The 22886-nt window shown below is 43.1% G+C and carries 27 protein-coding genes; 24 read left to right on the top strand and 3 right to left on the bottom strand.

Annotated features, from left to right (window positions below):
* Positions 1–105: 105 nt before the first annotated feature.
* The 13 genes from UB32_RS13130 (at position 106) to UB32_RS13070 (ending at position 13631) form a co-directional block, all read left to right on the top strand.
* Entirely contained in the window at positions 106–1086 is a 981-nt protein-coding gene (locus tag UB32_RS13130) for a S66 family peptidase (RefSeq protein WP_044394412.1), read from the top strand.
* Positions 1087–1271: 185 nt separating this feature from the next.
* Positions 1272–2633: an aspartate aminotransferase family protein gene (locus UB32_RS13125; protein WP_044394411.1), complete on the top strand. Its 1362-nt coding sequence runs from the start codon at positions 1272–1274 to the stop codon at positions 2631–2633.
* Positions 2634–3326, top strand: a complete 693-nt coding sequence (locus tag UB32_RS13120; protein WP_044394410.1) for a CoA transferase subunit A — start codon at positions 2634–2636, stop codon at positions 3324–3326.
* On the top strand, positions 3311–3985 hold the full coding sequence (locus tag UB32_RS13115; protein ID WP_044394409.1) for a 3-oxoacid CoA-transferase subunit B: 675 nt from the start codon (positions 3311–3313) through the stop codon (positions 3983–3985). Before UB32_RS13120 ends, UB32_RS13115 begins: the two co-directional genes overlap by 16 nt.
* Positions 3972–5258 carry a peptidase gene (locus tag UB32_RS13110; RefSeq protein WP_044394408.1) on the top strand — a complete coding sequence of 429 codons (1287 nt, stop codon included), beginning with the start codon at positions 3972–3974 and terminating at the stop codon, positions 5256–5258. The genes UB32_RS13115 and UB32_RS13110 overlap by 14 nt, the downstream gene beginning before the upstream one ends.
* A gap of 96 nt (positions 5259–5354) precedes the next feature.
* Positions 5355–6692, top strand: coding sequence for a 4-aminobutyrate--2-oxoglutarate transaminase (gene gabT / locus UB32_RS13105; protein WP_084221839.1), 1338 nt, complete (start codon positions 5355–5357; stop codon positions 6690–6692).
* A gap of 1 nt (position 6693) precedes the next feature.
* Positions 6694–8115: an aldehyde dehydrogenase family protein gene (locus tag UB32_RS13100; protein WP_044394406.1), complete on the top strand. Its 1422-nt coding sequence runs from the start codon at positions 6694–6696 to the stop codon at positions 8113–8115.
* A gap of 58 nt (positions 8116–8173) precedes the next feature.
* Positions 8174–9040 (top strand): putative beta-lysine N-acetyltransferase, encoded by an 867-nt coding sequence (ablB, locus tag UB32_RS13095; RefSeq protein WP_044394405.1) that lies wholly within the window; start codon positions 8174–8176, stop codon positions 9038–9040.
* A 51-nt stretch (positions 9041–9091) separates the two neighbouring features.
* Positions 9092–10480 (top strand): sigma-54 interaction domain-containing protein, encoded by a 1389-nt coding sequence (locus UB32_RS13090; RefSeq protein ID WP_044394403.1) that lies wholly within the window; start codon positions 9092–9094, stop codon positions 10478–10480.
* Positions 10481–10686: 206 nt separating this feature from the next.
* On the top strand, positions 10687–12126 hold the full coding sequence (ablA, locus tag UB32_RS13085; protein ID WP_044394402.1) for a lysine 2,3-aminomutase: 1440 nt from the start codon (positions 10687–10689) through the stop codon (positions 12124–12126).
* The gene (locus tag UB32_RS13080) at positions 12123–12404 is read left to right on the top strand and encodes a YokU family protein (protein ID WP_044394400.1); all 282 of its coding nucleotides are present in this window, start codon (positions 12123–12125) and stop codon (positions 12402–12404) included. Before ablA ends, UB32_RS13080 begins: the two co-directional genes overlap by 4 nt.
* Positions 12405–12592: 188 nt before the next feature.
* Entirely contained in the window at positions 12593–12814 is a 222-nt protein-coding gene (locus UB32_RS13075) for a YozE family protein (protein ID WP_044394399.1), read from the top strand.
* Positions 12815–12932: 118 nt separating this feature from the next.
* Positions 12933–13631, top strand: coding sequence for a hypothetical protein (locus UB32_RS13070; RefSeq protein ID WP_044394398.1), 699 nt, complete (start codon positions 12933–12935; stop codon positions 13629–13631).
* On the opposite strand, the gene UB32_RS20050 is transcribed toward UB32_RS13070, so the two are convergent.
* Positions 13628–13798: a hypothetical protein gene (locus tag UB32_RS20050; protein WP_157841630.1), complete on the bottom strand. Its 171-nt coding sequence runs from the start codon at positions 13796–13798 to the stop codon at positions 13628–13630. The two genes, UB32_RS13070 and UB32_RS20050, sit on opposite strands and share 4 nt — an antisense overlap.
* 136 nt (positions 13799–13934) lie before the next feature.
* Between UB32_RS20050 and UB32_RS19525 the strand changes: the two genes are divergently transcribed.
* Together UB32_RS19525 and UB32_RS20720 are read left to right on the top strand one after the other, a co-directional pair.
* Entirely contained in the window at positions 13935–14108 is a 174-nt protein-coding gene (locus UB32_RS19525) for a YozD family protein (RefSeq protein WP_084221838.1), read from the top strand.
* On the top strand, positions 14105–14233 hold the full coding sequence (locus UB32_RS20720) for a hypothetical protein (protein ID WP_277813886.1): 129 nt from the start codon (positions 14105–14107) through the stop codon (positions 14231–14233). Before UB32_RS19525 ends, UB32_RS20720 begins: the two co-directional genes overlap by 4 nt.
* Before the next feature lie 30 nt (positions 14234–14263).
* Here the strand turns inward: UB32_RS20720 and UB32_RS20715 are convergent, their stop codons facing one another.
* Entirely contained in the window at positions 14264–14395 is a 132-nt protein-coding gene (locus UB32_RS20715) for a hypothetical protein (RefSeq protein WP_277813885.1), read from the bottom strand.
* A gap of 184 nt (positions 14396–14579) precedes the next feature.
* On the opposite strand from UB32_RS20715, the gene deoD reads away from it, so the two are divergent.
* From deoD to UB32_RS13045, 5 genes are all read left to right on the top strand, one after another.
* Positions 14580–15284 carry a purine-nucleoside phosphorylase gene (gene deoD / locus UB32_RS13065; RefSeq protein ID WP_044394397.1) on the top strand — a complete coding sequence of 235 codons (705 nt, stop codon included), beginning with the start codon at positions 14580–14582 and terminating at the stop codon, positions 15282–15284.
* Positions 15285–15414: 130 nt separating this feature from the next.
* The gene (locus tag UB32_RS13060) at positions 15415–16266 is read left to right on the top strand and encodes a M15 family metallopeptidase (RefSeq protein WP_044394396.1); all 852 of its coding nucleotides are present in this window, start codon (positions 15415–15417) and stop codon (positions 16264–16266) included.
* Positions 16267–16464: 198 nt separating this feature from the next.
* Complete coding sequence (locus tag UB32_RS13055; protein ID WP_044394395.1) at positions 16465–18861, top strand: heavy metal translocating P-type ATPase; 2397 nt, start codon at positions 16465–16467, stop codon at positions 18859–18861.
* A 29-nt stretch (positions 18862–18890) separates the two neighbouring features.
* A complete protein-coding gene (gene copZ, locus UB32_RS13050) occupies positions 18891–19097 on the top strand; it encodes a copper chaperone CopZ (RefSeq protein ID WP_044394394.1) in 207 nt (68 codons plus the stop codon).
* 196 nt (positions 19098–19293) lie between these two features.
* Positions 19294–20796, top strand: a complete 1503-nt coding sequence (locus tag UB32_RS13045) for a S41 family peptidase (RefSeq protein WP_044394393.1) — start codon at positions 19294–19296, stop codon at positions 20794–20796.
* Between the two features lie 117 nt (positions 20797–20913).
* Here the strand turns inward: UB32_RS13045 and UB32_RS13040 are convergent, their stop codons facing one another.
* Positions 20914–21153 (bottom strand): hypothetical protein, encoded by a 240-nt coding sequence (locus tag UB32_RS13040; RefSeq protein WP_044394392.1) that lies wholly within the window; start codon positions 21151–21153, stop codon positions 20914–20916.
* A gap of 106 nt (positions 21154–21259) precedes the next feature.
* Here UB32_RS13040 and UB32_RS13035 point away from each other — a divergent pair, with 106 nt between their 5' ends.
* The 4 genes from UB32_RS13035 to UB32_RS13020 all read left to right on the top strand — a co-directional run bounded on the left by UB32_RS13035 (position 21260) and on the right by UB32_RS13020 (position 22825).
* Positions 21260–21544, top strand: coding sequence for a hypothetical protein (locus UB32_RS13035; RefSeq protein ID WP_044394391.1), 285 nt, complete (start codon positions 21260–21262; stop codon positions 21542–21544).
* Between the two features lie 189 nt (positions 21545–21733).
* Positions 21734–22060 (top strand): hypothetical protein, encoded by a 327-nt coding sequence (locus UB32_RS13030; protein ID WP_044394390.1) that lies wholly within the window; start codon positions 21734–21736, stop codon positions 22058–22060.
* A 12-nt stretch (positions 22061–22072) separates the two neighbouring features.
* Positions 22073–22336: a metal-sensitive transcriptional regulator gene (locus tag UB32_RS13025; RefSeq protein WP_044394389.1), complete on the top strand. Its 264-nt coding sequence runs from the start codon at positions 22073–22075 to the stop codon at positions 22334–22336.
* 123 nt (positions 22337–22459) lie between these two features.
* Complete coding sequence (locus tag UB32_RS13020) at positions 22460–22825, top strand: rhodanese-like domain-containing protein (protein ID WP_044394388.1); 366 nt, start codon at positions 22460–22462, stop codon at positions 22823–22825.
* Positions 22826–22886 lie beyond the last annotated feature (61 nt).

The raw sequence follows: 22886 nt of genomic DNA, 5'->3' as shown, positions 1-22886 counted from the left end.
GCCACAGGACGTGGCGTTATAGGCGGGCAGCGCTTGTCGGGGCTGACCAAGGCGCTTGCGCTTTTCTGATAGAATAGTAGATATCATAGAAGAGGCGGGGAGAATATGTTTGCACCAAAGTTAATGCCTGGGGATGAAATTCGGATCATCGCACCAGCGACAAGCATGATCATTTTGAAGGAAGCCCAACTGGACCTGGCTGTTGAAAGATTGACGAAGCTTGGATTCAAGGTGACATTTGGCAAGAATGCTGATGCTCATGATGAGTTTTACAGTTCCTCAATTGAGGAACGAATCGAGGACTTGCATGATGCATTTATCGACCCGAATGTAAAAGGAATTTTAACGGCGATAGGCGGATACAATTCCAATCAGCTTTTGAAATACATAGACTTTCATTTGATCGCTCGCAATCCGAAGATTTTATGCGGTTACAGCGATATAACGGCGTTGCAGCTGGCAATCTATCAGAAAACCGGGCTGGTAACATACTCAGGCCCGCACTTTTCGACTTTTGGCGTGAAGTATGGGCTGGAATATACATTGGATTCATTTTTGGATGCAGTTACCAATGATGCACCATATGAAATTTCTCCTTCTGAAACATGGTCAGATGACGCCTGGTATTTAGAACAGGAAAACCGGGTATTCCACGAAAACGATGGCTATATGGTCATTCGGGAAGGGGAAGCTCGGGGAAGGTTGATTGGCGGCAACCTTTGCACCATGAACCTGCTTCAAGGTACAGAATTTATGCCAAACTTGAAAGATAGCATCCTGTTTATGGAAGATGATGAAGAAAGTCATTCCAGAAGTTTTGATCGAGACCTTCAGTCACTTCTTCACCTTCCAGATGCCGCTTCGATAAAAGCTCTTTTGATTGGTCGTTTTCAAAAAAATTCTAATATTACCGAAGAGGCCTTAAGAAAAATCATCTTGAGCAAAGAAGAATTAAGGAATATTCCGATCATCGCAAATGTGAATATTGGACATGTTCAGCCATTCGCCACCGTGCCGATTGGATCTATTGCGACCATAAAAGCAGATAAAGAGGAAACAGAAATCTTTATTGAACAAACTGAATAGACATTGATGGGGCACCTAAAATAGGTGTCTTTTTTTGTAATATCAGAATTTAAATGTTGACCCTTTGTTGTTTTGCTGTAAATGGTGTGATGATTTTTTTCCTATATAAGAAAGATTCCCGTTTTGGATTCATATAATTTACAGAATATCCGTTTGATTTTAATTGCGGTGAATGGAGTGAAGTTATGCGGCCGTCCTATTTAATCAAACCTGCCCTGGATGAGAGTTATCCGGAGATTGACTACGGGAAAGGAATTTATCTTTTTGATCAAGCTGGAAAGAGGTATCTTGATGCTTCATCTGGGGCTGTTACGGCAAACATTGGACACGGAGTTCCGGAAATCATTCTGGCGATGCATGAACAGTCCAAGCGAGTTTCATTTGTTTATCGTTCTCAATTCACTAGTGAACCGGCAGAAAAGCTGGCTGAAAAACTAGCTGATTTATTGCCTGGTGACCTGAACTGGAGCTTTTTTGTAAACAGTGGGTCAGAAGCGACCGAAACCGCTCTGAAAATTGCAATCCAGTACTGGCAGGAAAAAGGGATCAAGTCAAAAACAAAAATTCTCTCAAGGTGGGTTAGTTACCATGGTATCACGCTTGGAGCACTATCGATGTCAGGGCATCCCGGAAGAAGAGCGAGGTTTGTGCCATTGCTTGAGGAGTTTCCGACGATTTCGCCTCCGTATTGTTACCGCTGTCCCTATCAAAAATCAGCGCCGGAATGCGGTTTTTTATGCGCTATCGAGCTAGAAACTGCGATAAAAAGGATCGGAGCTGACCATATCGCCGCATTTATTGCAGAACCAGTGATTGGCGCTGCCGGGGGAGCGATCTCGCCACCGGAAGACTACTACAAAACAATAAAAAGGATTTGCGAGGAAAACCACATCTTATTTATTGCTGATGAAGTTATGACAGGATTTGGCAGAACTGGGCCCATGCTTGCCATAGAGCATTGGAATACGATTCCCGATATTGTTGCCCTTGGCAAGGGGATGGGTGCAGGTTATGCGCCAATAGCAGCAACCGTCGTGAGTGATCATGTGATGGAGCCAATCCTCAAGGGTTCCAAAGTAATCATAAGCGGCCATACTCTAAGCGCTAATCCTCAATCATGTGCTGCTGCTTTAGCGGTTCTCGAATACCTTGACAACCATCAAATTTTAAAAGAGGTAGAATCGAAGTCTGTTTATCTGAAAAATAAGCTCGATCGCTTAAAAACCCAATTCCCCTTTATTGGAGAGGTTCGGGGGAAAGGCTTGCTTTTTGGGTTGGAGTTTGTCCAATTTCCTGCAGCGAAAATCCCGTTTGACCCGAGCGTAAAACTGACGGAGCTGGTTGTTAGAACAGGCAGAGACCATGGAATATTGCTGTATCCTGCGGGAGCCGGCCTTGATGGACTGTCAGGGGACGCAGTCATCATCGCACCACCACTAACCGTAACCAAGCGTGAAATAGACGAACTGATTGCCCTTTTGCAAACAACATTCATCGAAGTATATAAGACACTGGGGGTTCCTTTGGAAAATGGAGTGGATGAATAGATGGAAAATCCATTCGGAAAAATTACGACGCTTGAGCAGGCTATGGAATATTTCTATGACGGAATGACCTTGATGTTTGGCGGGTTTGGGGGAGTCGGTTCCCCTCCCGCTCTGATAGGGGGCATTCTAGATAAGAACATTCAAAATCTTGTGTTGATTGGAAATGATACAGGTTTTCCAGAAATCGGTATCGGTAAAATTGTCAGCCGAAAGAGGGCTAGGAAAGTGATTGCCTCCCATATTGGCTCGAATCCTGTTGCAGGAGAGCTAATGACTAGGGGGGAAATGGAGGTGGAGTTCTCGCCGCAGGGAACATTAATGGAACGGATAAGAGCGGGTGGGATGGGGCTTGGCGCTATTTTAACGGATGTTGGGGTCGATCATGAGTTTGTTGCAAAGGACAAACAAAAGCTAACTTTGAACGGCAAGGAATATTTGATTGAAACAGCGCTGACAGCAGAAGTCGCGATCGTTTATGCAAAGAAAGCCGACCCATTCGGAAATCTGGTTTTCGATAAAAGCGCGAGGAATACGAATCCGCTCGTGGCGATGGCGGGAAAAATTACTATAGCTGAGGCAGAGGAAATTGTGCCGCTTGGCAGTCTGGACCCAGAGGAAATTGTGATACCTGGTGTTTTCGTGGATAGGGTGATTCCATCTTGTGGGGTGAATTGGAAATGGGCATGGGAATAGATGTCAGAAATAGAATGGCTATGAGGGCTGCCGAGGAGATCACTTCTGGGATGGTAGTCAATCTGGGCATTGGAATTCCTTCTCTAGTGCCTAACCATCTGCCCCGGAACATACAGGTGATGTTCCATGCCGAAAATGGAATAGTTGGAATGGGTGCATCGCCTGAAAAAGGATGGGAAGATGAAAATTTATGCAATGCTGGAGGGTTTCCGGTTACGACCATTCCAGGTTCTTCCTATTGTGACAGTGCGATGGCATTTGGAATGATTCGGCGAGGACTCGTTGACCTCACCATACTCGGTTCTTTGCAAGTCAGCGAAAAAGGAGACATTGCGAACTGGATCGTCCCCGGCAAAAAAGTTCCGGGAATGGGTGGGGCGATGGAGCTGGCTCAAAAGGCAAGGAAAGTTGCTGTGCTGATGTACCACACCGACAAGAACGGGGTGTCCAAATTGGTAAAGTCATGTTCTTTGCCACTGACTGCCTCCAACTGTGTCGATATCGTGATCACCGACCTGGCAGTTTTTAAAATAAAGGAAGGCTCCATGATTCTTTCTGAACTTTTTGCGCCATATACCATTGCTGAGGTTACAGCTAAAACAGCCTGTGAATTTTCCATTGCTGAGAATCTCCGGTTTATTGATTATGAAAGGAATTGATACCGTGCAAGTTGCTGAGGAAAAGGTGCGGAAATATATTAAGGAAATTAGAATCAAGGGAACACGTCTATTACAAAAAATGGTACAGGAACCAAGTACAAGGGGAGAAGAAAGCAAAGCTCAGGCTGTTGTAATTGAAAAATGCCGTGAGTTAGGCCTCGAAATGGATATCTGGGAAATCGGAGGGGACGGACTTGCTAGCCACCCAGCGTTTTGCTCTGATCGCAGCAATTTCAAAGGTACCCCAAATGCGGTTGGAATCATGAGGGGAACGGGCGGAGGGAAATCAATGATCCTGAATGGTCATATCGATGTGGTTCCCGCCGGTGATAGCAACGATTGGCATCGGGATCCTTACAGCGGATATATTGAAAGTGGCAAGCTTTACGGCCGAGGCTCGACGGATATGAAGGGCGGTACTGCCTCCTTGCTGATGGCGATAGAAGCGATAAAAAATACAGGGATCAAGTTAAAAGGAGATGTCATTTTCCAGAGCGTAATCGAAGAAGAAAGCGGCGGGGCAGGGTCGCTTGCTGCCGTATTAAGAGGTTATAAGGCAGAGGCAGCAATCATTCCGGAGCCAACGAACATGAAACTATTTCCTAAGCAGCAGGGCTCTATGTGGTTTAGGATTGCAGTTAAAGGCAAAGGTGCCCATGGCGGCACAAGCTATGAAGGAATCAATGCGATTGAAAAAGCGATGCTGGTAATTGATAGACTGAGAACATTGGAGAAGGAGAGAAACGAGAGAATAACGGATCCATTTTTTGATCACATTCCAATACCAATTCCGATCAATATCGGCAAACTACATGCCGGTGACTGGCCTTCCTCCGTTCCTGACCTGGCGATTATTGAAGGCAGGATGGGGGTTGCCCCAAATGAAACACAGGAGGAAGCCAAACGGGAAATGGCTGAAGCGCTCTCCGATGTCAGCGTCATGGACGCTTGGCTGAGAATACACAAGCCTAAACTAGACTGGTTTGGTGCAAGCTGGGTACCGGGCGATCTGGATCCAGAGCATGAACTGGTTCGAGTCCTATCTGAAAGTTACACAGCTGTCAAAATACAGAAACCTTTCATTGAAGCCTCTCCTTGGGCGACAGATGGCGGCATCCTTTCAAAAATTGGTGGAATCCCGGTTGTGGTTTTTGGGCCAGGGGTCACGGAAATGGCACATCAGGCAAACGAATATATCAAGCTAGAGGATGTCTTTGATTCGGCGGAAATCATTGCTCTCACTTTGCTTAAATGGTGTGAAATCAGTGAATAGCAGGCATTACTAACATTGGGGAAGGAAGGAAGGAAGAAACGAAGCAGAAAAATTATTCAGTAACCTGCTACCATATCGATTAGGAGGAGTCAAAAAGTGGGAGCTATCAGGATCAAAACTGCTATTCCGGGTCCGAAGGCGAAGGCACTGCTGGAAAGAAAAGAGAAAAATATTCCCGGAGGTCCATTTAATACGATCAAATCGTTTGCTGAAAGCGGAGAGGGTGCATTATTAACGGATGTTGACGGGAACAGATTCATTGACTTTGCAGGGGCAATCGGGACGCTGAATGTCGGGCATTGTCCGCTTGAAGTTGTGACTGCACTTCATAAACAAATTGACCGTTATCTCCATCCTTGTTTTCATGTGATGATGTATGAACCTTATATTGAACTGGCGGAATTGCTAAACGACATTACCCCTGGCGATCATGACAAAAAAACTTTTTTCCTGAGCAGCGGTGCCGAAGCAGTCGAGAATGCGGTGAAAATTGCCAGGAAATTTTCCGGCAGAAAAGGAATTATTTCGTTTGAGCGTGCATTCCATGGAAGGACCTATATGGCAATGTCACTGACTAGTAAGGTGAAACCATACAAGTACCAGTTCGGTCCATTTGCACCAGAAACCTATAAATGGCCATATCCTGTCTATTCGCAGGAGAAAAGCATGTCTCCGGAGAAGCTAGATGCATCTATTTTGAAGAAGTTTGAGCTATTCTTCCAGAGTGAGGTGCCAGGAACAGAAATAGCCGCGGTGATCATGGAACCTGTCCAGGGGGAAGGAGGATTTAACATCCCTTCAAAGACTTTTGTGCAGGCTGTAAAAAAAATATGTGAACAGTATGGAATTCTCTTTATTGCGGATGAAATTCAAACTGGTTTTGGCAGGACAGGAAAGCTGTTTGCAATGGAACATTTCGGAGTGGTACCAGATCTGATCACCATGTCAAAATCAATAGCAGCCGGACTTCCAATCAGCGCGGTGACAGGGCGGGCTGAAATCATGGATTCCGCCGGGGTTGGGGAAATTGGCGGAACGTATGGCGGAAGTCCTCTCGGATGTGTTGCAGCAATAGAAGTCGTTAAAATGATACAGGAGCAAAACCTTCTCGAAAAAGCAATTTTGTTTGGGGAAAAATTCCAGGAAAGATTTGGAACGCTGTTAAAGCAATTCTCTGAAATTGGCGAAATCCGGTCTTTAGGAGCAATGTGCGCACTCGAATTTTTCGATCAAACCGGTCAGCCGAATGGACAGATTGTTAAGGAAATACTTGCGAAGGCTCATCAGCGCGGATTGATTTTAATGAGCGCAGGCCTTTATGGCAACGTCATCAGGCTTCTTGCTCCGCTTGTTATTACGGACGAACAAAGGGAGGAAGGATTTGATGTCCTTGAGTCAGTGATTTTTGAATGCTGCAAGCAGCAGGAGGGATAAGATGAAACAGAATTTATGGATCAATGGAGAAAATGTGGAAGCGGAAAATTACCGTCCATTGTTTAATCCTTATACAGGAGGTCAAATAGCCGAAGTAGCAGATGCTACTAGCGCAGAGGTAATCAGAGCAATCGACTCTGCAGCTGAAGCGGCGGGGCAAATGGCGGAAATGAATGCCTATAACCGCGCCGATATTCTTCGAAGAGTGGCCGATTATATCGCCGAAGACCGAGAAGAATGTGCCAAACTGATCGTTGAGGAATCCTCCAAACCATTGAAAGCAGCACGGGCAGAGGTCGACCGGACTATCATGACCTATACATTTGCCGCAGAAGAAGCGAGAAGAATTCAAGGAGAAACAATCCCAATGGATGCAGCTCCTGGTGGCGAGGGTCGGATCGCCTATACGGTTAAAGAGCCGCTTGGGGTCATCGCCGCGATTACCCCATTTAATTTTCCGATGAACCTCGTTGCCCATAAGGTCGGACCAGCGATTGCAGCGGGAAATACAGTCGTTCTGAAGCCAGCGAGCCAGACGCCATTATCTGCCTTTAAAATCGCCTCATACTTCCATAAGGCAGGATTGCCGGCAGGTGCCCTTAATGTAGTGGCGGGCAGCGGGAAAAGTGTCGGCGACGTCTTGATTACCGACGATCGTGTGAAAAAAGTGACATTTACCGGTAGTCCCGAAGTCGGTACGTATATTCGTGAAAAGGCTGGATTGAAACGAGTAACGCTTGAACTAGGTGCGAACTCTGCATTGATTGTCGACGAAGGAACAGACCTTAGTAAGGCAATGCCAAGAATCGTGACGGGAGCCTTCTCAAATCAGGGGCAGGTTTGCATATCGATCCAGCGAATTTACGTCCATGAAAATATTGCCGAGGAATTTGTTTCGCAGTTCGTCAAAGAAGCAGGGCGCCTTAAAGTGGGCGACCCAATGGAAGAAGAAACAGATGTCGCTGCCATGATCAGTGCGGGGGATGTGCAAAGGGCCCTATCCTGGATCCACGATGCAGTGGGGCAAGGAGCCGAGCTTGTCCTCGGTGGGGAGAGCGAACAGCAGGTCTTAAAGCCTACTGTGCTTCTGAATGCAAAACCGACTGATAAAATTTCCTGTGAGGAAGTTTTTGCGCCAGTTGTCCATATCAACACATACAAAGACTTTGATGATGCCATCACCCAGGTCAATGAATCGCAGTTTGGCCTTCAGGCAGGTGTTTATACGAATGATCTTCAAAAAGCTTTCCGTGCGGCCAAGAATCTGCACGTTGGCGGTGTGATGATCAATGATATTCCAACTTTCCGGGTTGACCATATGCCTTATGGTGGTGTCAAACAAAGCGGGACCGGAAGGGAAGGAGTCAAGTACGCTGTTGAAGAAATGACTGAACTGAAGCTTGTATCATTCAAACTAGATTGAACCGCAAGCCTGGTCTGAAAGCCAGGCTTTTCATCTACAGACACATGGGGGAATGGCAATGCGTTTAGCGGAAACGATCGTTGTATCAAATACGAATAGCAAGATGACTGTTTATCTCGACAAACAAAACAAACGAGTGAGAGTAGAAGATTATTTGGGCAACTTATCAGAAGTTTTGAAACGAGCAGAAGAGCTTGCAACGAACGAAAAGGTTGATAAATTGATTATTAAAGGAAGAAGAGAACATTTTACACAGCTACTTGAGTATGGGTATCGTTTTGAGGCAAGCATTGATGGTTTTTTCCTTGGTTCTGATTGCCTGTTCTTTTCAAAGTTTTTTAGTGATGAAAGAAAAGCAACACCGCATTGGACCGAAGAGGAGGGAATCATAAAAACGGTCTTTCGGTTGGCTGAGACCGACGAGAAGCCCCCTCTTCCCGGTGCATATGTGATGAAGAAACTGGATCAAGAAGATGTCCACGGCTTATCCAAGTTATACAAAGAAGTCTTTCAAATCTATCCAACCCCGCTAAACGACCCGGATTATATTGTCAAAACAATGACAGAAGGCAGTATTTACTATGGATTTGTCCATGATGGCCAGATTGTAAGCGCGGCTTCCGCTGATGTGGACCTTTTTTACAAAAATGCGGAAATAACTGATTGCGCGACAGCAAAAGAGCATAGGAAGCATGGCTTGATGAAAGTCCTCCTCGCTCGCATAGAGGCAGAACTGATCGAGAAAGGGATCTTTTGCGCTTATTCCATTGCGAGGTCATTATCATTCGGTATGAATGCGGCATTGCATCAATTGGGCTATGCCTATCGTGGCAGGCTGGTGAACAATGTTTATATTTACAATAAAATGGAAAATATGAACGTTTGGTCGAAGGATTTGGCAAAAGCGCCAAATTTTAGGCAGTAGAAGACAGTTTTTCGGCATTCTGTCCTATACTTAATATGGGAGTGTGATGGCTTGAATTCCGTATTCAATGTTACCGAAGAAATCTTGAGCGCAATATTGAAATGCATCGATGAGGCTATCCATGTCGTCAATACAGAAGGTATCACGATATTTTATAATCAAGTGGCAGCAACCCATGATGGATTGAAAATTAGCGAAGTTATTGGGAAGCCGCTCTTGAGTGTTTTTCCTTCACTGAATAATCAATCCAGCACCTTATTGAAGGTGATCGAAACAAAAAAGCCGATCTATCATGAAACACAAGCCTTTGTTAATTTGCACGGAAGGAAAATTGAAACAGTCAATACAACTCTGCCAATTTTTGTCGAGGGAGAACTGATAGGGGCTGTTGAGATTGCCAAAGATTATTCGAGGATAAAACAGCTTTCTGAACGTCTGGTCGAAATCCAAAAGGATTTAACACCCCGGAATGGCATGGCTGTAAAGCAGCAGGTCGGCTATACGTTCCGTGACGTGCTGACGATAAATCAGTCGTTTATAAACGTCAAAAAAAAGGCTGAAAAACTGGCGAAATCTGATTCTCCCATTCTGGTTTATGGGGAAAGCGGTACTGGGAAAGAACTCTTCGTCCAGTCCATCCATCATGCTTCAAAGCGGGTATCAGGCCCGTTCATAACCCAAAATTGTGCCGCCATACCCGAAAACCTGCTGGAAAGTATTCTATTTGGAACCTCTAAAGGAAGTTATACCGGAGCGGTGGACAGGCCAGGACTTTTCGAGCTGGCAAACGGAGGGACGCTATTTCTCGATGAGCTGAATTCGATGCCGTTCGACCTCCAGGCTAAATTGCTGCGCGTTTTGGAAGATGGGGCAGTCAGAAGAATCGGAAGCACGAAAGTGACGTCGGTGAATGTCAGGGTCATCTCTGCGATGAATGTCTACCCGAAGAAGGCGATGGAAGAAAACAAGCTGCGGACCGACCTCTTTTATCGGCTAAATGTTTTAACGTTCGAATTGATTCCTTTAAGGCAGAGAAAGGAAGACATCCTTTTTTTGAGCGAACTTTTTATAAGCCATTACAATTTTGAGTTGAGGAAGCAGGTTACCGGGTTGGATGAAAATGTGAAGTCTACTTTCCTTACCCATCTTTGGCCTGGAAATGTACGCGAACTGAAGCATACAATTGAGTACATGATGAATGTCTGTGAAGGGGACCAACTGACTGTTGCTGATCTTCCACTAATGTTGAAAAATTTTGCCCAAAAGCCAGGGAACAGCATTTCTGGATTGGCATTGCGAGAAAATCTGAAGGAATTTGAAGTGCAATTGATCAGGAATGCGCTTGAAATATCCGGAGGAAAAATCCACCAGGCAGCAATTCTGCTCGATATTCCAAGACAAACTCTGCAATACAAAATAAAGAAATTAAATATCCATTGAGTCATAATCTGCCGAACTTTCGGCAGGTTATTTTTTTAAAAGAATAAGAAAATATAAAATTCCTCTGAGAATTGTTCAGCTCCAGCGCTTTTCTTACCAGAATAAGTGCTTTCTATCACAACGGGAATGATGGATTTCGATATATTGGACTATTATGGCATGAAACTTGCATTATAAAAACGTATCAAAAGTTAGGGGGAAACGGAATGAAACAAACATTATATAAGCCAGCAAGGCATTGGAAAGAGATCGAGCTCTGGAAAGATGTAACCGAAGAGCAATGGAATGACTGGCTATGGCAGCTTACCAATACAATCAGGACGCTAGATGATTTGAAAAAAGTCATCCATTTGACTCCTGAAGAAGAAGAAGGAGTCCGGATCTCAACAAAAACGATCCCGCTCAATATCACACCCTATTATGCTTCACTAATGAATCCAGATGATCCTCGCTGCCCGGTAAGGATGCAGTCCGTCCCTATATCCAAGGAAATCCACAAAACAAAATACGATTTAGAAGATCCGCTGGACGAAGATGAGGATTCGCCTGTACCAGGCTTGACTCATCGATATCCTGACAGGGTATTGTTCCTTGTTACCAATCAATGTTCTATGTACTGCCGATATTGTACCCGCCGCAGATTTTCTGGACAAATCGGCATGGGGGTTGCAAAAAAACAGCTGGATGCGGCAATCAACTATATTAGGAACACTCCAGAAGTACGCGATGTGCTAATTTCAGGTGGCGATGGCCTACTGATCAACGACAACATCCTTGAGTATATTTTGAAAAATTTGCGCGAAATTGATCATGTGGAAATCATCCGCATAGGTACCCGGGCACCTGTCGTATTTCCGCAGCGCATTACCGAGAATCTCTGTTCCATCCTCAAAAAATATCATCCGATTTGGCTGAATACCCATTTCAATACATCAATCGAAATTACCGAGGACTCAAAACGGGCCTGTGAAATGCTTGCAAATGCAGGCGTTCCCGTTGGAAATCAATCGGTCATCCTTGCAGGCATTAATGACAGTGTCGCCATCATGAAACAGCTGATGCATGACCTTGTGAAAATGCGCGTACGCCCTTACTATATTTACCAGTGCGATCTATCCGAAGGGATTGGCCATTTCCGTGCTCCTGTGACAAAGGGTCTTGAAATTATCGAAGGCTTAAGAGGCCATACATCCGGTTATGCCGTACCTACATTTGTAGTGGATGCACCTGGTGGAGGAGGAAAAATCTCCTTGCAGCCAAACTATTTGATTTCCCAAAGTCCGGAAAAAGTTGTGCTGAGAAATTTCGAAGGTGTCATTACCTCTTATCCTGAACCTGAAAATTATGTTCCAGGCAAAGCGGAAGGATACTTTAAACAGGTATATCCTGATTACGAGCAGAAAAAATCCAATACTGGAATTGCAGCCATTATGAATGACAGTGAATTCAACTTACTTCCAGAAGGACTTAGCAGGATTGATCGCCGTGAAAAGTACGAGGAAGACCCAGCTCATGCATCCCTTAAGGATAGACGGGAAAAGCGGGATGAACTGAAAGAAAAGAAATTCAGAGCACAACAAATAAAAACAACTCAAGAACAAGAATCCCAGGAGACGTTCTCAACAGGAGAGGGAAGTGAATCATGACAAAGTGCGAATGGTGCAGCAGTGAAAAGATCAAACCAGTCACAGACAAAGTATATTGGGAACTTCCGGATGGAACGAAAGCAATCGAAATTGAGGGTACACCAGCAGTCCATTGTCTTGACTGTCAAATGACATACCAGACTGAATGGATCACAAAGGAAATCGAAGACCAGTTGTTCTTAATCGACACGAAAAAACTGGCCAAAATCATCACCTTCGAAGAATTGATGGAACAGCCAAGATTACTGAAGCGAAATTACTTTGATTTTACATCATGAACTGTGGCAATTTTAATGATGAATAGTATATGGGCATTGCTGGAGATGGAAAAATCAGCAAGATGGCAATAAAAGCGGCACCTTTTCAGATTGGGAAGGTGCTCAAAGCTTTCTTATATGTGGACGGACAGTGAACAATTCGATATAGTATGGACAGACAAATTATATCATTAGGCAGGCGTTCATATATGTATAAAAGTTTTTATCACTTTCTGATGAAATATCGGTCCACAAAACCAATGGAAGCGATCAGCAGGTTCGCAAACGCTGCTTACGATGATCTAGCCTTTCCAAAAAACTCCGAAAACTATGATGAAATAAGTTCCTATTTGGAAATGAACGGACAATATCCTGAAAGCATGTCTGTCTTTGATGAGGCATGGGAGGAATATATTTTAACAGAAAGCTGAACAGGCGAAAATATATTCAAGTATCATTCATCCTCCAGCTGGGCGTGGCGATTTTTTAGAATGGTGCATATACTGTGGTAACACAATTCACGACTCATCGTTTTAGGAGATGGAGGAAATGGAAAAACGGAAGCAACCTAAGTTTCACATTGGTGATACAGTCGTGATCACTATTTACGGTACCGTTGGGAAAGTGACCGATATAAAGTGGCTTGATGGCCTTCATGTATATGAGATAAATAAGAGCGAAGGTTTGTATTTAGAAACCAGTTTGCAGCGGATCTCTGAATATGAAGGGAAGCTGATCGAGCAGGAAAAGATCGATATCGAGTATAAATACTTCTTCGGCGATATCGTCCATGTAAAAGGATATGATTCGGACTTGTTTAGAGTGGTTGGTTTCAGGACGGAAATATGGCGTTATAAGGAAGATGCTTGGGAGGATGTAATATATGAACTCTCGAGGATTCATGATGGGGAATGGCTTGAAGCTGGAGAAGAAGAACTGAAACTCGTGGCAGATTCGGAAAGTGCAGACACCTTTATTCAAAAACTGGGATTTTTGTTTTCTTCTAAGAAAGACGTGAAGCCATCGGGAAACCTCGATAAAATATCCCGTCAGCCCCGTGCAGGGGAAAAGGAAGAATTGCGAAAAATCAATAGTAGAAGGATGACAATTGATCATTTGCTTGATATTTACAATGACTACCGGATATTATATAAATGGTTCAAAGATGAGGAGTATGCCCATGTAATGCGAGTGATCATCCGCAAGCTGTCCATGCTTGTTAACAATGATGGAAAAAGCCATGTTTAAAAACGATTTGAAAACTCGAGCAGTAAATAAATAAAATAGGGAATTCCAGCCGATAGAAAAATCTTAAATAGGACATTTACGATTCTGCCAAATAACTCAACAATCACACTGTTTTCTTTATTGACATCCTTAACGAACATCTCTGTAAACGTAACTATTGCCTTCATGAAACATCACCCCGTCATTGATTTATTCCATTCTATGCTTGTCCAAAAAAGGTCAGAACAATTTTCTGAGAAACGATCATACTCGGCATGAAACAGGGGAATCTATCATACATTTGGAATAAAGGGGGGCGAATCTGTGAAAGAGATTGAGGTTATAATCGATACAGAGGAGATTGCTGAATTTTTCTTTCATGAACTGGTAAAAAGGGGATACGTTCCCACGGAGGAAGAACTAGAAGAAATCGCGGATATCACCTTTGAATATCTGATTGAAAAATGCATCATCGATGAGAAGGATGAAATGGATTGAGAAGAACACAGATGGAAAGGGCTGATTTCGATGAATCAGCCTTTTTATTGATCAAAGAAAATGTAAACCTTGCAGCAAAAGCTTCAGGATACAATTGTACGATACTGCTGAAAATTTTCATGTGACGATGAAGCCAAAGCTTCATCGTCATTTTTCTATCCTTGTTTCTTTCGTCCTTTAGCTGAAAATTCCTTGCCGTGTGCTTCTTGCTCGGCAGCGATTGCTTCAGGTGGGATATGGTTGTTTTTCTTAGGTGAATTGATGCGATTGCGATGTTTTTTACCCATTAGCTCAATCTCCTTCATGTCTTTTTTTAAGTACTCTGTATTAGAGAATGTTTTATTTCAGCTTCGGTAAAGCTATTCCTAGCTTGCTCTTTTAACAAAATTGTCATGAAACGAAGATTTTCCTGCTTAACTATATTATGGTATAGTTTTGAGGTAGCAATCTATAGGATGGAGGATTATTTGAATGAGTGTACATATTGGTGCGAAAGAAAATGAAATTGCAGAAACCGTATTGCTTCCCGGGGATCCGTTGAGGGCAAAATACATTGCCGAAACATTCCTTGATGATGCAAGGTTATATAATGAAGTCAGAAATATGTTTGGATACACAGGGACTTACAAAGGAAAGCGGGTTTCTGTGCAAGGAACTGGCATGGGAGTGCCATCCATTTCCATCTACATCAATGAGTTGATGACTGGTTATAATGTACAAAACCTAATACGCGTGGGCACTTGTGGAGCTATCCAAAAGGATGTCAAAGTCCGCGACGTTATTTTGGCAATGAGCGCATCCACTGATTCGCAAATGAACCGTCTTACTTTTGGCGGAGTGGACTATGCAGCTACGGCAAACTTTGATTTGTTATATAAAGCTTACAACACCGGCCTGGAAAAAGGCTTGAACCTTAAAGTGGGCAATGTTTTCACAGCTGACCAGTTCTACAATGATCATGCAGAATTAGAAAAATGGGCCCAGTATCAAATTTTAGCGGTTGAAATGGAAACCACAGCCCTCTATACTCTGGCGGCAAAATTCAATCGCAAAGCTCTTTCGATCCTGACAGTCAGTGATCATATCTTGACGGGGGAAGAAACGACCTCAGAAGAACGCCAAACAACCTTTAATGACATGATCGAAGTAGCACTTGAAGCAGCTATCAAAGAATAATCATTTTTGAATACCCTTTCCTCCTCAGGAAAGGGTTTTATTCGTTAATGGGAAAAAAGGCCATTCGTAAGTTTGCTGAAAAATGTTAGAATGATGGTATTGTTTAAAAGTTTAAAGATGGGTGGAAATAATGAAAAAAATTGTTCTTGCAATCGCGATACCGATATTGTTAATTGGCTGTGCACCTGTGGAGCCTTATTTAGAGAAAATACCTTATTTGGGTGAAAAATTAGTTGTAAAAGATAAACAGAAAGAGCTGCCAACAGAAGTCTCGCAGCCAGAAAAGACCAACACGGAACCCGAAACTCCACAGCAACAGAAGCCAGAACAAGAAGGATTGACACTTGAAGCTGCCTATTTTAATGTGATTCAGAATGCGGATGGGAAAAATATAATTCAAAACCCCCAGAACACATTGGCGCTTGTCAATAAGATCTTTGGATTGCCGGGAAATTATATTCCCAAAGACTTGGTCAGGCCGAAAGTACAATTCTCTTTTGGAGATGCAAAGCTTGAAAAGAGCTTAATGAGGAAAGAGGCAGCGGAAGCAATGGAAACCATGTTCGCAGCAGCTAGGAAAGAAGGAATGGAACTAGCTGCCGTTTCCGGGTACCGATCATATGCCAGACAGGAAACACTGTTCAAAGCTGAGGTTAATCATGTAGGGGAAGAAAAGGCGCTCGAGGCAGTCGCAAAGCCCGGAACCAGTGAACATCAAACAGGCTTGACAATGGATATCTCAAGCAGAAGCAATCAATTTAATCTGAATGAACAATTTGGATCAACAAAAGAAGGAATTTGGCTGGCCAACAATGCTCATAAATATGGCTTTATCCTAAGATATCCAAAAGGAAAGGAAGATTTGACCGGCTATATGTATGAACCATGGCATTTTCGGTATGTTGGCATCAAAGTGGCAACAGAAATTTATAAGAATAGCTGGACGCTTGAAGAATATTTTGATAACGTCAAGAAAATATAGGAGGGCCTGACTGCAAGTCGGGCTTTTTGATTTAAACAAGCTCAATTTCGCAACATACCCCGATTTACATCCGAAAAATCACTCAACTTTGCAAAGAAGAAACAAATATTTTCATTGATTAATATACTATACAGGGGTATAGTAAATGGTGAAGAAACAATAACAAAACGAAAATCAGTGGGAAACGGGGTGTAATGGATGAAAGAACAAATGACTGTTGATATTACAGGCATGACGTGCGCTTCCTGCTCCACAAGGATTGAAAAAATCCTCAATAAAATGGATGGGGTCGAAGCAACTGTAAACCTGGCGATGGAAAGTGCCTCCGTACAATACGATAACGAAAAAATCAAAACAGATGAAATTTTTGCCAAGATAAATGATCTAGGGTATGGCGTCAGAGTCGATAAAATGGATTTGGATGTATTCGGCATGACCTGTGCGGCCTGTTCCACCAGGATTGAAAAGGTTCTGAACAAAATGGGTGGAATGAAGTCAGCCACTGTCAATCTGGCTACTGAATCTGCAACAGTAGAGTTCAACAGTGCGGTCCTATCGGTGGATCAAATTATCGCAAAGATACAGAATCTTGGCTATGATGCCAAGGAAAAGGTTCAGCGGGAAGCAAAGGCATTGCAAAAAGAAGAGGAAATTCACGCGAAGAAAAGGAAATTATTGCTCTCCATTCTTTTGTCGCTTCCGCTGTTGTACACAATGATTGGTCATTCTCCTTGGGATACTGGCTTGCCGATGCCGCAGCTGCTGATGAATCCATGGTTTCAATTGCTACTGGCGACACCAGTCCAATTCTGGATTGGCGGCCAATTTTATGTAGGTGCCTATAAGTCGTTAAAAAACAAAAGCGCCAATATGGATGTCCTTGTTGCTCTTGGTACTTCCGCTGCCTATTTTTATAGTCTTGTAGAAGCTATCAAAACAATCGGCAATCCGAACTATATGCCTCATTTGTATTTTGAAACGAGCGCAGTACTGATCACTCTGATTCTTGTTGGAAAACTGTTCGAGGCGCTTGCAAAAGGTCGCACAACCGAAGCAATTTCGAAGCTTTTAAACCTGCAGGCGAAGGAAGCGACCGTTATCAGAGATGGCGAGGAGATAAAAATCCCGATCGAGGATGTAAAAGTCAATGATACAGTCCTTGTGAAGCCTGGAGAGAAAATTCCGGTAGATGGCAAGGTGGTAACTGGACAGTCAGCAGTCGATGAAGCTATGATTACAGGGGAGTCTATCCCAGTTGAAAAATCTGCAGGCGATACTTTAATCGGTGCAACAATCAATAAAAATGGTACCTTGACAATGACGGCAACTAAGGTAGGGAAAGACACTGCCCTAGCAGGCATCATCAAGGTAGTTGAAGATGCACAAGGAAGTAAGGCGCCAATCCAGCGTGTAGCAGACCAAATTTCCGGTATCTTTGTACCAATCGTCGTTGCGATAGCGCTCGTCACATTCCTTGTCTGGTATTTCTTGATCACCCCGGGAGATTTTGCATCTTCCCTTGAAACAGCAATTGCTGTACTCGTTATCGCCTGTCCTTGTGCACTTGGACTGGCAACCCCAACCTCCATTATGGTGGGAACAGGGAAAGGTGCGGAAAATGGGATCTTATTTAAGGGCGGCGAGCACTTAGAAACTACCCACAAAATTAATGCGATTGTTCTTGATAAAACGGGAACAATTACTAAAGGGAAACCAAGTGTAACCGATATAGAAATTTTTGGCGAAAAAGAAAAGGTCCTTCAGTATTTGGTATCAGCCGAGAAGTCATCAGAACATCCTCTTGCTGAGGCGATTGTAGAGTATGGCTCCGTAAATCAAATTGACGTCGTTCAGGTCGATGAATTTTCCGCGATACCAGGACACGGAATTCAAGCAGTTATCATGGGCGAAAAAGTTCTAGTCGGAACCAGAAAATTAATGAAACAAACAGGAGTCGTATTTGACAAATACGAAGATCAGCTGGAGAAGCTTGAGACGGATGGAAAAACAGCCATGTTGATTGCCATCGATCATGAAGTAAACGGGATAGTTGCCGTGGCAGATACTGTCAAAGATACAGCCAAAACGGCGATTGAAGAGCTAAAATCCATGGGCATTGAAGTATATATGCTAACCGGTGACAATAAGCGTACTGCTCATGCAATCGCCTCACAGGTCGGCGTCGATCATGTCATCGCAGAAGTACTGCCAGAAGAAAAGGCAAACCATGTGAAAGAGCTTCAGCTAAAAGGGATGAAAGTCGCAATGGTTGGTGATGGAATCAATGACGCACCCGCCCTTGCCCTTGCCGATATCGGGATAGCGATTGGAACAGGGACCGATGTCGCCATTGAAGCTGCTGATGTTACCATTCTTGGTGGAGAATTGACCTTGATTCCTAAAGCAATATCATTAAGTAAACAGACCATGCGAAACATCCGGCAAAATTTATTCTGGGCACTGGCATACAACTCAGCTGGTATCCCGATAGCTGCTTTGGGACTACTGGCGCCATGGTTAGCTGGAGCGGCAATGGCATTTAGTTCTGTTTCTGTAGTGACTAACTCCCTTCGTTTGAAGCGGATTAAGTTATAAAATTTTTAAATAAGAGAGGAAGAATGAAAATGGAAAAAACAACTTTACAAGTATCAGGTATGACTTGCGGACACTGTGAAAATGCAGTCAAAAACGCAATAATGGGTGTCGATGGTGTTGCTAGCGTAATGGTTTCACTATCAGAGGGAACTGCTGAAGTAGAATACGATGCTTCGAAAGCAGAAATTAGCAAAATGAAGGCAGCGGTTGAAGAGCAAGGCTACGATGTAGAATAGACTTTAAAAGAGGCTGGCAACTAGTTCAAGAAATGGACATTGCCAGCCTTTTTTGTGTTTTAGGAATAAAGCAATTATGAAATTGATTCACATTAGGATATTTCATATTTAAAGCCCTTTTTTCTGTTAAATTCACGTTAAAAATGTTATTCTAATCATTAAGGATTTTAAGCTTGATTGGAAAGTGGTGAAAAGGTTGGATCAGCAAAATAAAAATGAAGAAAACAAACAAGAGCTTGATGGCCAGAACAAGGCAGAAGAAACAGAAACCAAAAATAGTTTTCTTCAGATTAAAAAGTTCCACTTTGCAATGCTGTTGTTTGTTCTTGTCTTTTTAACTGCAGGAATTACTACTTTTGCGCTTGCTTTCGGCGACGACAAGCCAGCAGTGCAGGTTATCAAGGATAGGGAAGAATTTGAAAAGCTTTACGACGCATATGATACATTGAAAAAGGAATATTACCAGGATGTTGATCAGGACCAACTGATCAATGGGGCGATTGACGGCATGCTTTCTTCATTGGATGATCCGTATTCGGATTATATGAGCCAAGAAGATGCGAAGAATTTCCATCAAAGTCTGTCGTCCTCATTTGAGGGGATTGGCGCGGAAATTCAGGAGAAAGATGGCTCCATTTCCATCGTCACTCCCCTAAAAGGATCTCCAGCGGAAAAAGCAGGACTCAAACCAGAGGATAAAATAATCTCGGTTGACGGCAAAAGTCTTCAAGGCATGAGTACGACTGAAGCCGTGGCGCTCATTAGGGGTGAAAAAGGGACTGATGTAAAGTTGTCCATTCTTCGCCAAGGGGCAGAAAAACTGGTGGATATAACGGTCACCCGAGACACGATTCCGATTGAAACCGTATATGGAGAGATGGTTGAGGATGGAATTGCTAAAGTGCAGATAACGAATTTCTCACAAAACACTTCGAATGAATTAGTAACTATTTTAAATGATTTAAAAAAGCAGGGGATGAAAGGGCTTGTCTTGGACCTTCGCCAAAATCCAGGCGGACTTCTTGATCAGGCAATCAAAATATCAAGTCTATTTGTTCCTGAAGGAGAGATCCTATTTCAGGTGGAAGACCGCAATGGCAATGTCAAGAAGTATCCATCTGAAAATAAAAATAGCAACGAACTTCCTCTCGTAGTGGTCATCGATAAAGGAAGCGCCAGCGCATCGGAAATTCTTGCGGGAGCTGTTAGTGAATCTGCCGACGTTCCTTTGGTGGGTGAAAAATCATTCGGCAAAGGCACTGTCCAGCGAGCAGAAGATTTTTTAGACGGTTCAAATATGAAATTTACAACAGATAAATGGTTGACACCTAAAGGGAATTGGATCCATAAAAAGGGTATTAAACCAGACTATGAAGTGGCTATGCCAGAGTACGCTTCCCTGCCGTTTATCGACCCAGAAACAGAATTGACCGTGTCAACCGCATCAGATCAAGTAAAATCAGCTCAAAAAATGCTGAAGGCGCTTGGTTATGACCCAGGTAGGGAAGATGGTTTCTTTGATGAAAAAACGAAGCAAGCAGTCAGCAAATTTCAAACATCAAAAAAGATCGAACCAACAGGGATTCTGAAAGGAAGCACAACAATCGAACTAATGAATGCGTTGCGAGAACAGCTTAGCAAAAATGATCCGCAAATCCATAAGGCGCTTGAAGTATTAAAGCAAGAGATGGCGAAATAACCGTCGAGTAACGTGAGGGAGTGCCTATCTGCCATAATGCAACTTAAAAATCTCCAGCTTTTGCTGGAGATTTTCGCTATTTTGTTAGTTCGTAAATTAGACGAAGCGAATCTTGCCTTACCGCTCGCCGAATTTGGCGAAGGTTTTTTCATCCTCTACTAGACCGCAGGCAGCACATTGGATTTTCAGTTCTGGGCCTTTATAAGGAAGATGAAAGGGATCCAATTGGTCATTCGAATACTGTTCAACAATCTCGCCAGATTGCGGATTCAATTTAACAGGCTGAGGAATCTGGGAAATCATATTGAATCTGGTCCGATTGGTCTTGCAATTAGGACAACGATATGGTTTGCTCATAATTTAGCTCCTTTTCAGTCATTTATCGTTATTTTTTGCATTGTCCTGCGCAATTATGTAACGATACAAAGTACAGACACGGAAAACCGTCCAGGAGGCAACAAAAATGAAGGCAGAAGAATATGAACAATTGCTAGATGAGTACAGAAGGATTTGGAACAATCGTCGGCTCGGGTCAGCTCAGACGCCAGCAGAGACTCTTAAAGGAGCGATAGTAAGGGATTTAAAAGATGAGAACACTCATCCGCGCGCAAGAAAATCACTGAAAGATAAATACTATCTTGCAACAAAGAGGATTATCGAATCATCTTTGTCAACTGATAGCAAAGTCATGTTAATTCGATTGCATTTGGAAATCGCCGATGCTATTCAACGGGATGACGCAAAGTAAGAGTCCAAATTGGCAATCGTTTTTTTCTTGCAGTCAGCAGAATAGAATGTTTCTGAACAAAAAAGATAGTTTACGCCCTTTTTTATTGAGAAAAATATCATCATGCCCCTTGCTTTTATACCCCTAATGGTATAAAATCTATCTTATAAGTTCAGTGATGAACAAGAATTTATAAGAGGTGAAGAGTAGTTGCTAACAGGTTTAATCATCGTTCTCCTATTGTTAACCTTGATCTTCAACCGCTATGTACCCGTTAGGAATCTTCAAGTGGTAAATGGCGATGAGCATGGAGCAATATTTGTCGACCTGAGAGATTATCAGGATTCAGCTAAGAATCCCGTCAATGGAGCAATTAATATTCCATGTGGGTATTTAAAAAGATATATTAAGGAAATTCCGAACGAACAAATTATCCTCATAGCTTCCAATGAAATCGAAAAAAATTTTGGAGCAAGATTGCTGAAAAAATACGGCTATGATGTCAAGGGTTATACCATTACTGGACCATCACAATAGGAGGTGGCTTAAGTGGAGTACAATAAAGAAATAGTCAATCGGCTGAAAAGGATTGAAGGACAGGTAAGGGGCAGCATCCGCTTATTAGAAGAACAGGAAGAATGCAAGTCAGTCGTAACTCAGCTGTCAGCAATCCGCTCTGCAGTTGATCGCACAATTGCCTTGATCGTCAGCAAGAATCTTGAACAATGCTTGATCACTGATTTGCAGGAGGGACGGGAGACGTCCCAAGCCGTTAACGATGCAGTAGACCTGCTTGTCAAAAGCAGAAAATAAATCAATTTCTGTCTTGACAATGTGATTTTTGTCACTTAAAATACCCGTATAGGTATAAAGATAGAGTAAGATAATCCTTTTTTCTCCATATGAACTACTATAAAGCTAATGAGGTGTAACTGGATGGATGTAGTATTAAATGTATTAATCGTTGTTTTAGCTGTGGCGTTTTTATGGTGGCGCTTTGCTCCCACGAAAGGTGTGAATCAGATCACGACAGCGCAGCTTCGCGAAATGGTGAAGACAAAGGCTGCTGGAACTCAATTTGTCGATGTGAGAACTCCTGGAGAATACAAAGGGAACCATATTAAAGGGTTTAAAAATATCCCACTTCAGCAGCTGGCAAATCGCACAGGAGAACTTTCTCAGGAAAAAGATGTAGTAGTTATTTGTCAGAGTGGCATGCGAAGCAGCCAGGCAAGCAAGTTATTGAAAAAAGCTGGATTTAAAAATGTAACGAATGTAAAGGGCGGCATGAGTGCCTGGTAATGGTTGAGGAGGAAAAGAAGAATGCGTCAAATGACACCACTATATAGACGGAACTAAAGAT

Source organism: Mesobacillus subterraneus, assembly GCF_000934845.1.
GTDB classification, from domain to species: Bacteria; Bacillota; Bacilli; order Bacillales; family Cytobacillaceae; genus Mesobacillus; species Mesobacillus stamsii.
Note: the sequence above shows the minus strand (reverse complement) of the source record. Positions and strands in the feature narration are given on the sequence as shown.

Coding starts and splice junctions, on each gene's coding strand:
- ablB (WP_044394405.1), top strand. CDS start 8,174: ATGCGTTTAGCGGAAACGATCGTTGTATCAAATACGAATAGCAAGATG.
- copZ (WP_044394394.1), top strand. CDS start 18,891: ATGGAAAAAACAACTTTACAAGTATCAGGTATGACTTGCGGACACTGT.
- UB32_RS20050 (WP_157841630.1), bottom strand. CDS start 13,798: ATGAAGGCAATAGTTACGTTTACAGAGATGTTCGTTAAGGATGTCAAT.
- UB32_RS13080 (WP_044394400.1), top strand. CDS start 12,123: ATGACAAAGTGCGAATGGTGCAGCAGTGAAAAGATCAAACCAGTCACA.
- UB32_RS13060 (WP_044394396.1), top strand. CDS start 15,415: ATGAAAAAAATTGTTCTTGCAATCGCGATACCGATATTGTTAATTGGC.
- UB32_RS13130 (WP_044394412.1), top strand. CDS start 106: ATGTTTGCACCAAAGTTAATGCCTGGGGATGAAATTCGGATCATCGCA.
- UB32_RS13020 (WP_044394388.1), top strand. CDS start 22,460: ATGGATGTAGTATTAAATGTATTAATCGTTGTTTTAGCTGTGGCGTTT.
- UB32_RS13055 (WP_044394395.1), top strand. CDS start 16,465: ATGAAAGAACAAATGACTGTTGATATTACAGGCATGACGTGCGCTTCC.
- UB32_RS13120 (WP_044394410.1), top strand. CDS start 2,634: ATGGAAAATCCATTCGGAAAAATTACGACGCTTGAGCAGGCTATGGAA.
- ablA (WP_044394402.1), top strand. CDS start 10,687: ATGAAACAAACATTATATAAGCCAGCAAGGCATTGGAAAGAGATCGAG.
- UB32_RS13100 (WP_044394406.1), top strand. CDS start 6,694: ATGAAACAGAATTTATGGATCAATGGAGAAAATGTGGAAGCGGAAAAT.
- UB32_RS13075 (WP_044394399.1), top strand. CDS start 12,593: ATGTATAAAAGTTTTTATCACTTTCTGATGAAATATCGGTCCACAAAA.
- UB32_RS13125 (WP_044394411.1), top strand. CDS start 1,272: ATGCGGCCGTCCTATTTAATCAAACCTGCCCTGGATGAGAGTTATCCG.
- UB32_RS20715 (WP_277813885.1), bottom strand. CDS start 14,395: ATGGGTAAAAAACATCGCAATCGCATCAATTCACCTAAGAAAAACAAC.
- deoD (WP_044394397.1), top strand. CDS start 14,580: ATGAGTGTACATATTGGTGCGAAAGAAAATGAAATTGCAGAAACCGTA.
- UB32_RS13110 (WP_044394408.1), top strand. CDS start 3,972: ATGAAAGGAATTGATACCGTGCAAGTTGCTGAGGAAAAGGTGCGGAAA.
- UB32_RS13115 (WP_044394409.1), top strand. CDS start 3,311: ATGGGCATGGGAATAGATGTCAGAAATAGAATGGCTATGAGGGCTGCC.
- UB32_RS13070 (WP_044394398.1), top strand. CDS start 12,933: ATGGAAAAACGGAAGCAACCTAAGTTTCACATTGGTGATACAGTCGTG.
- UB32_RS13040 (WP_044394392.1), bottom strand. CDS start 21,153: ATGAGCAAACCATATCGTTGTCCTAATTGCAAGACCAATCGGACCAGA.
- UB32_RS13035 (WP_044394391.1), top strand. CDS start 21,260: ATGAAGGCAGAAGAATATGAACAATTGCTAGATGAGTACAGAAGGATT.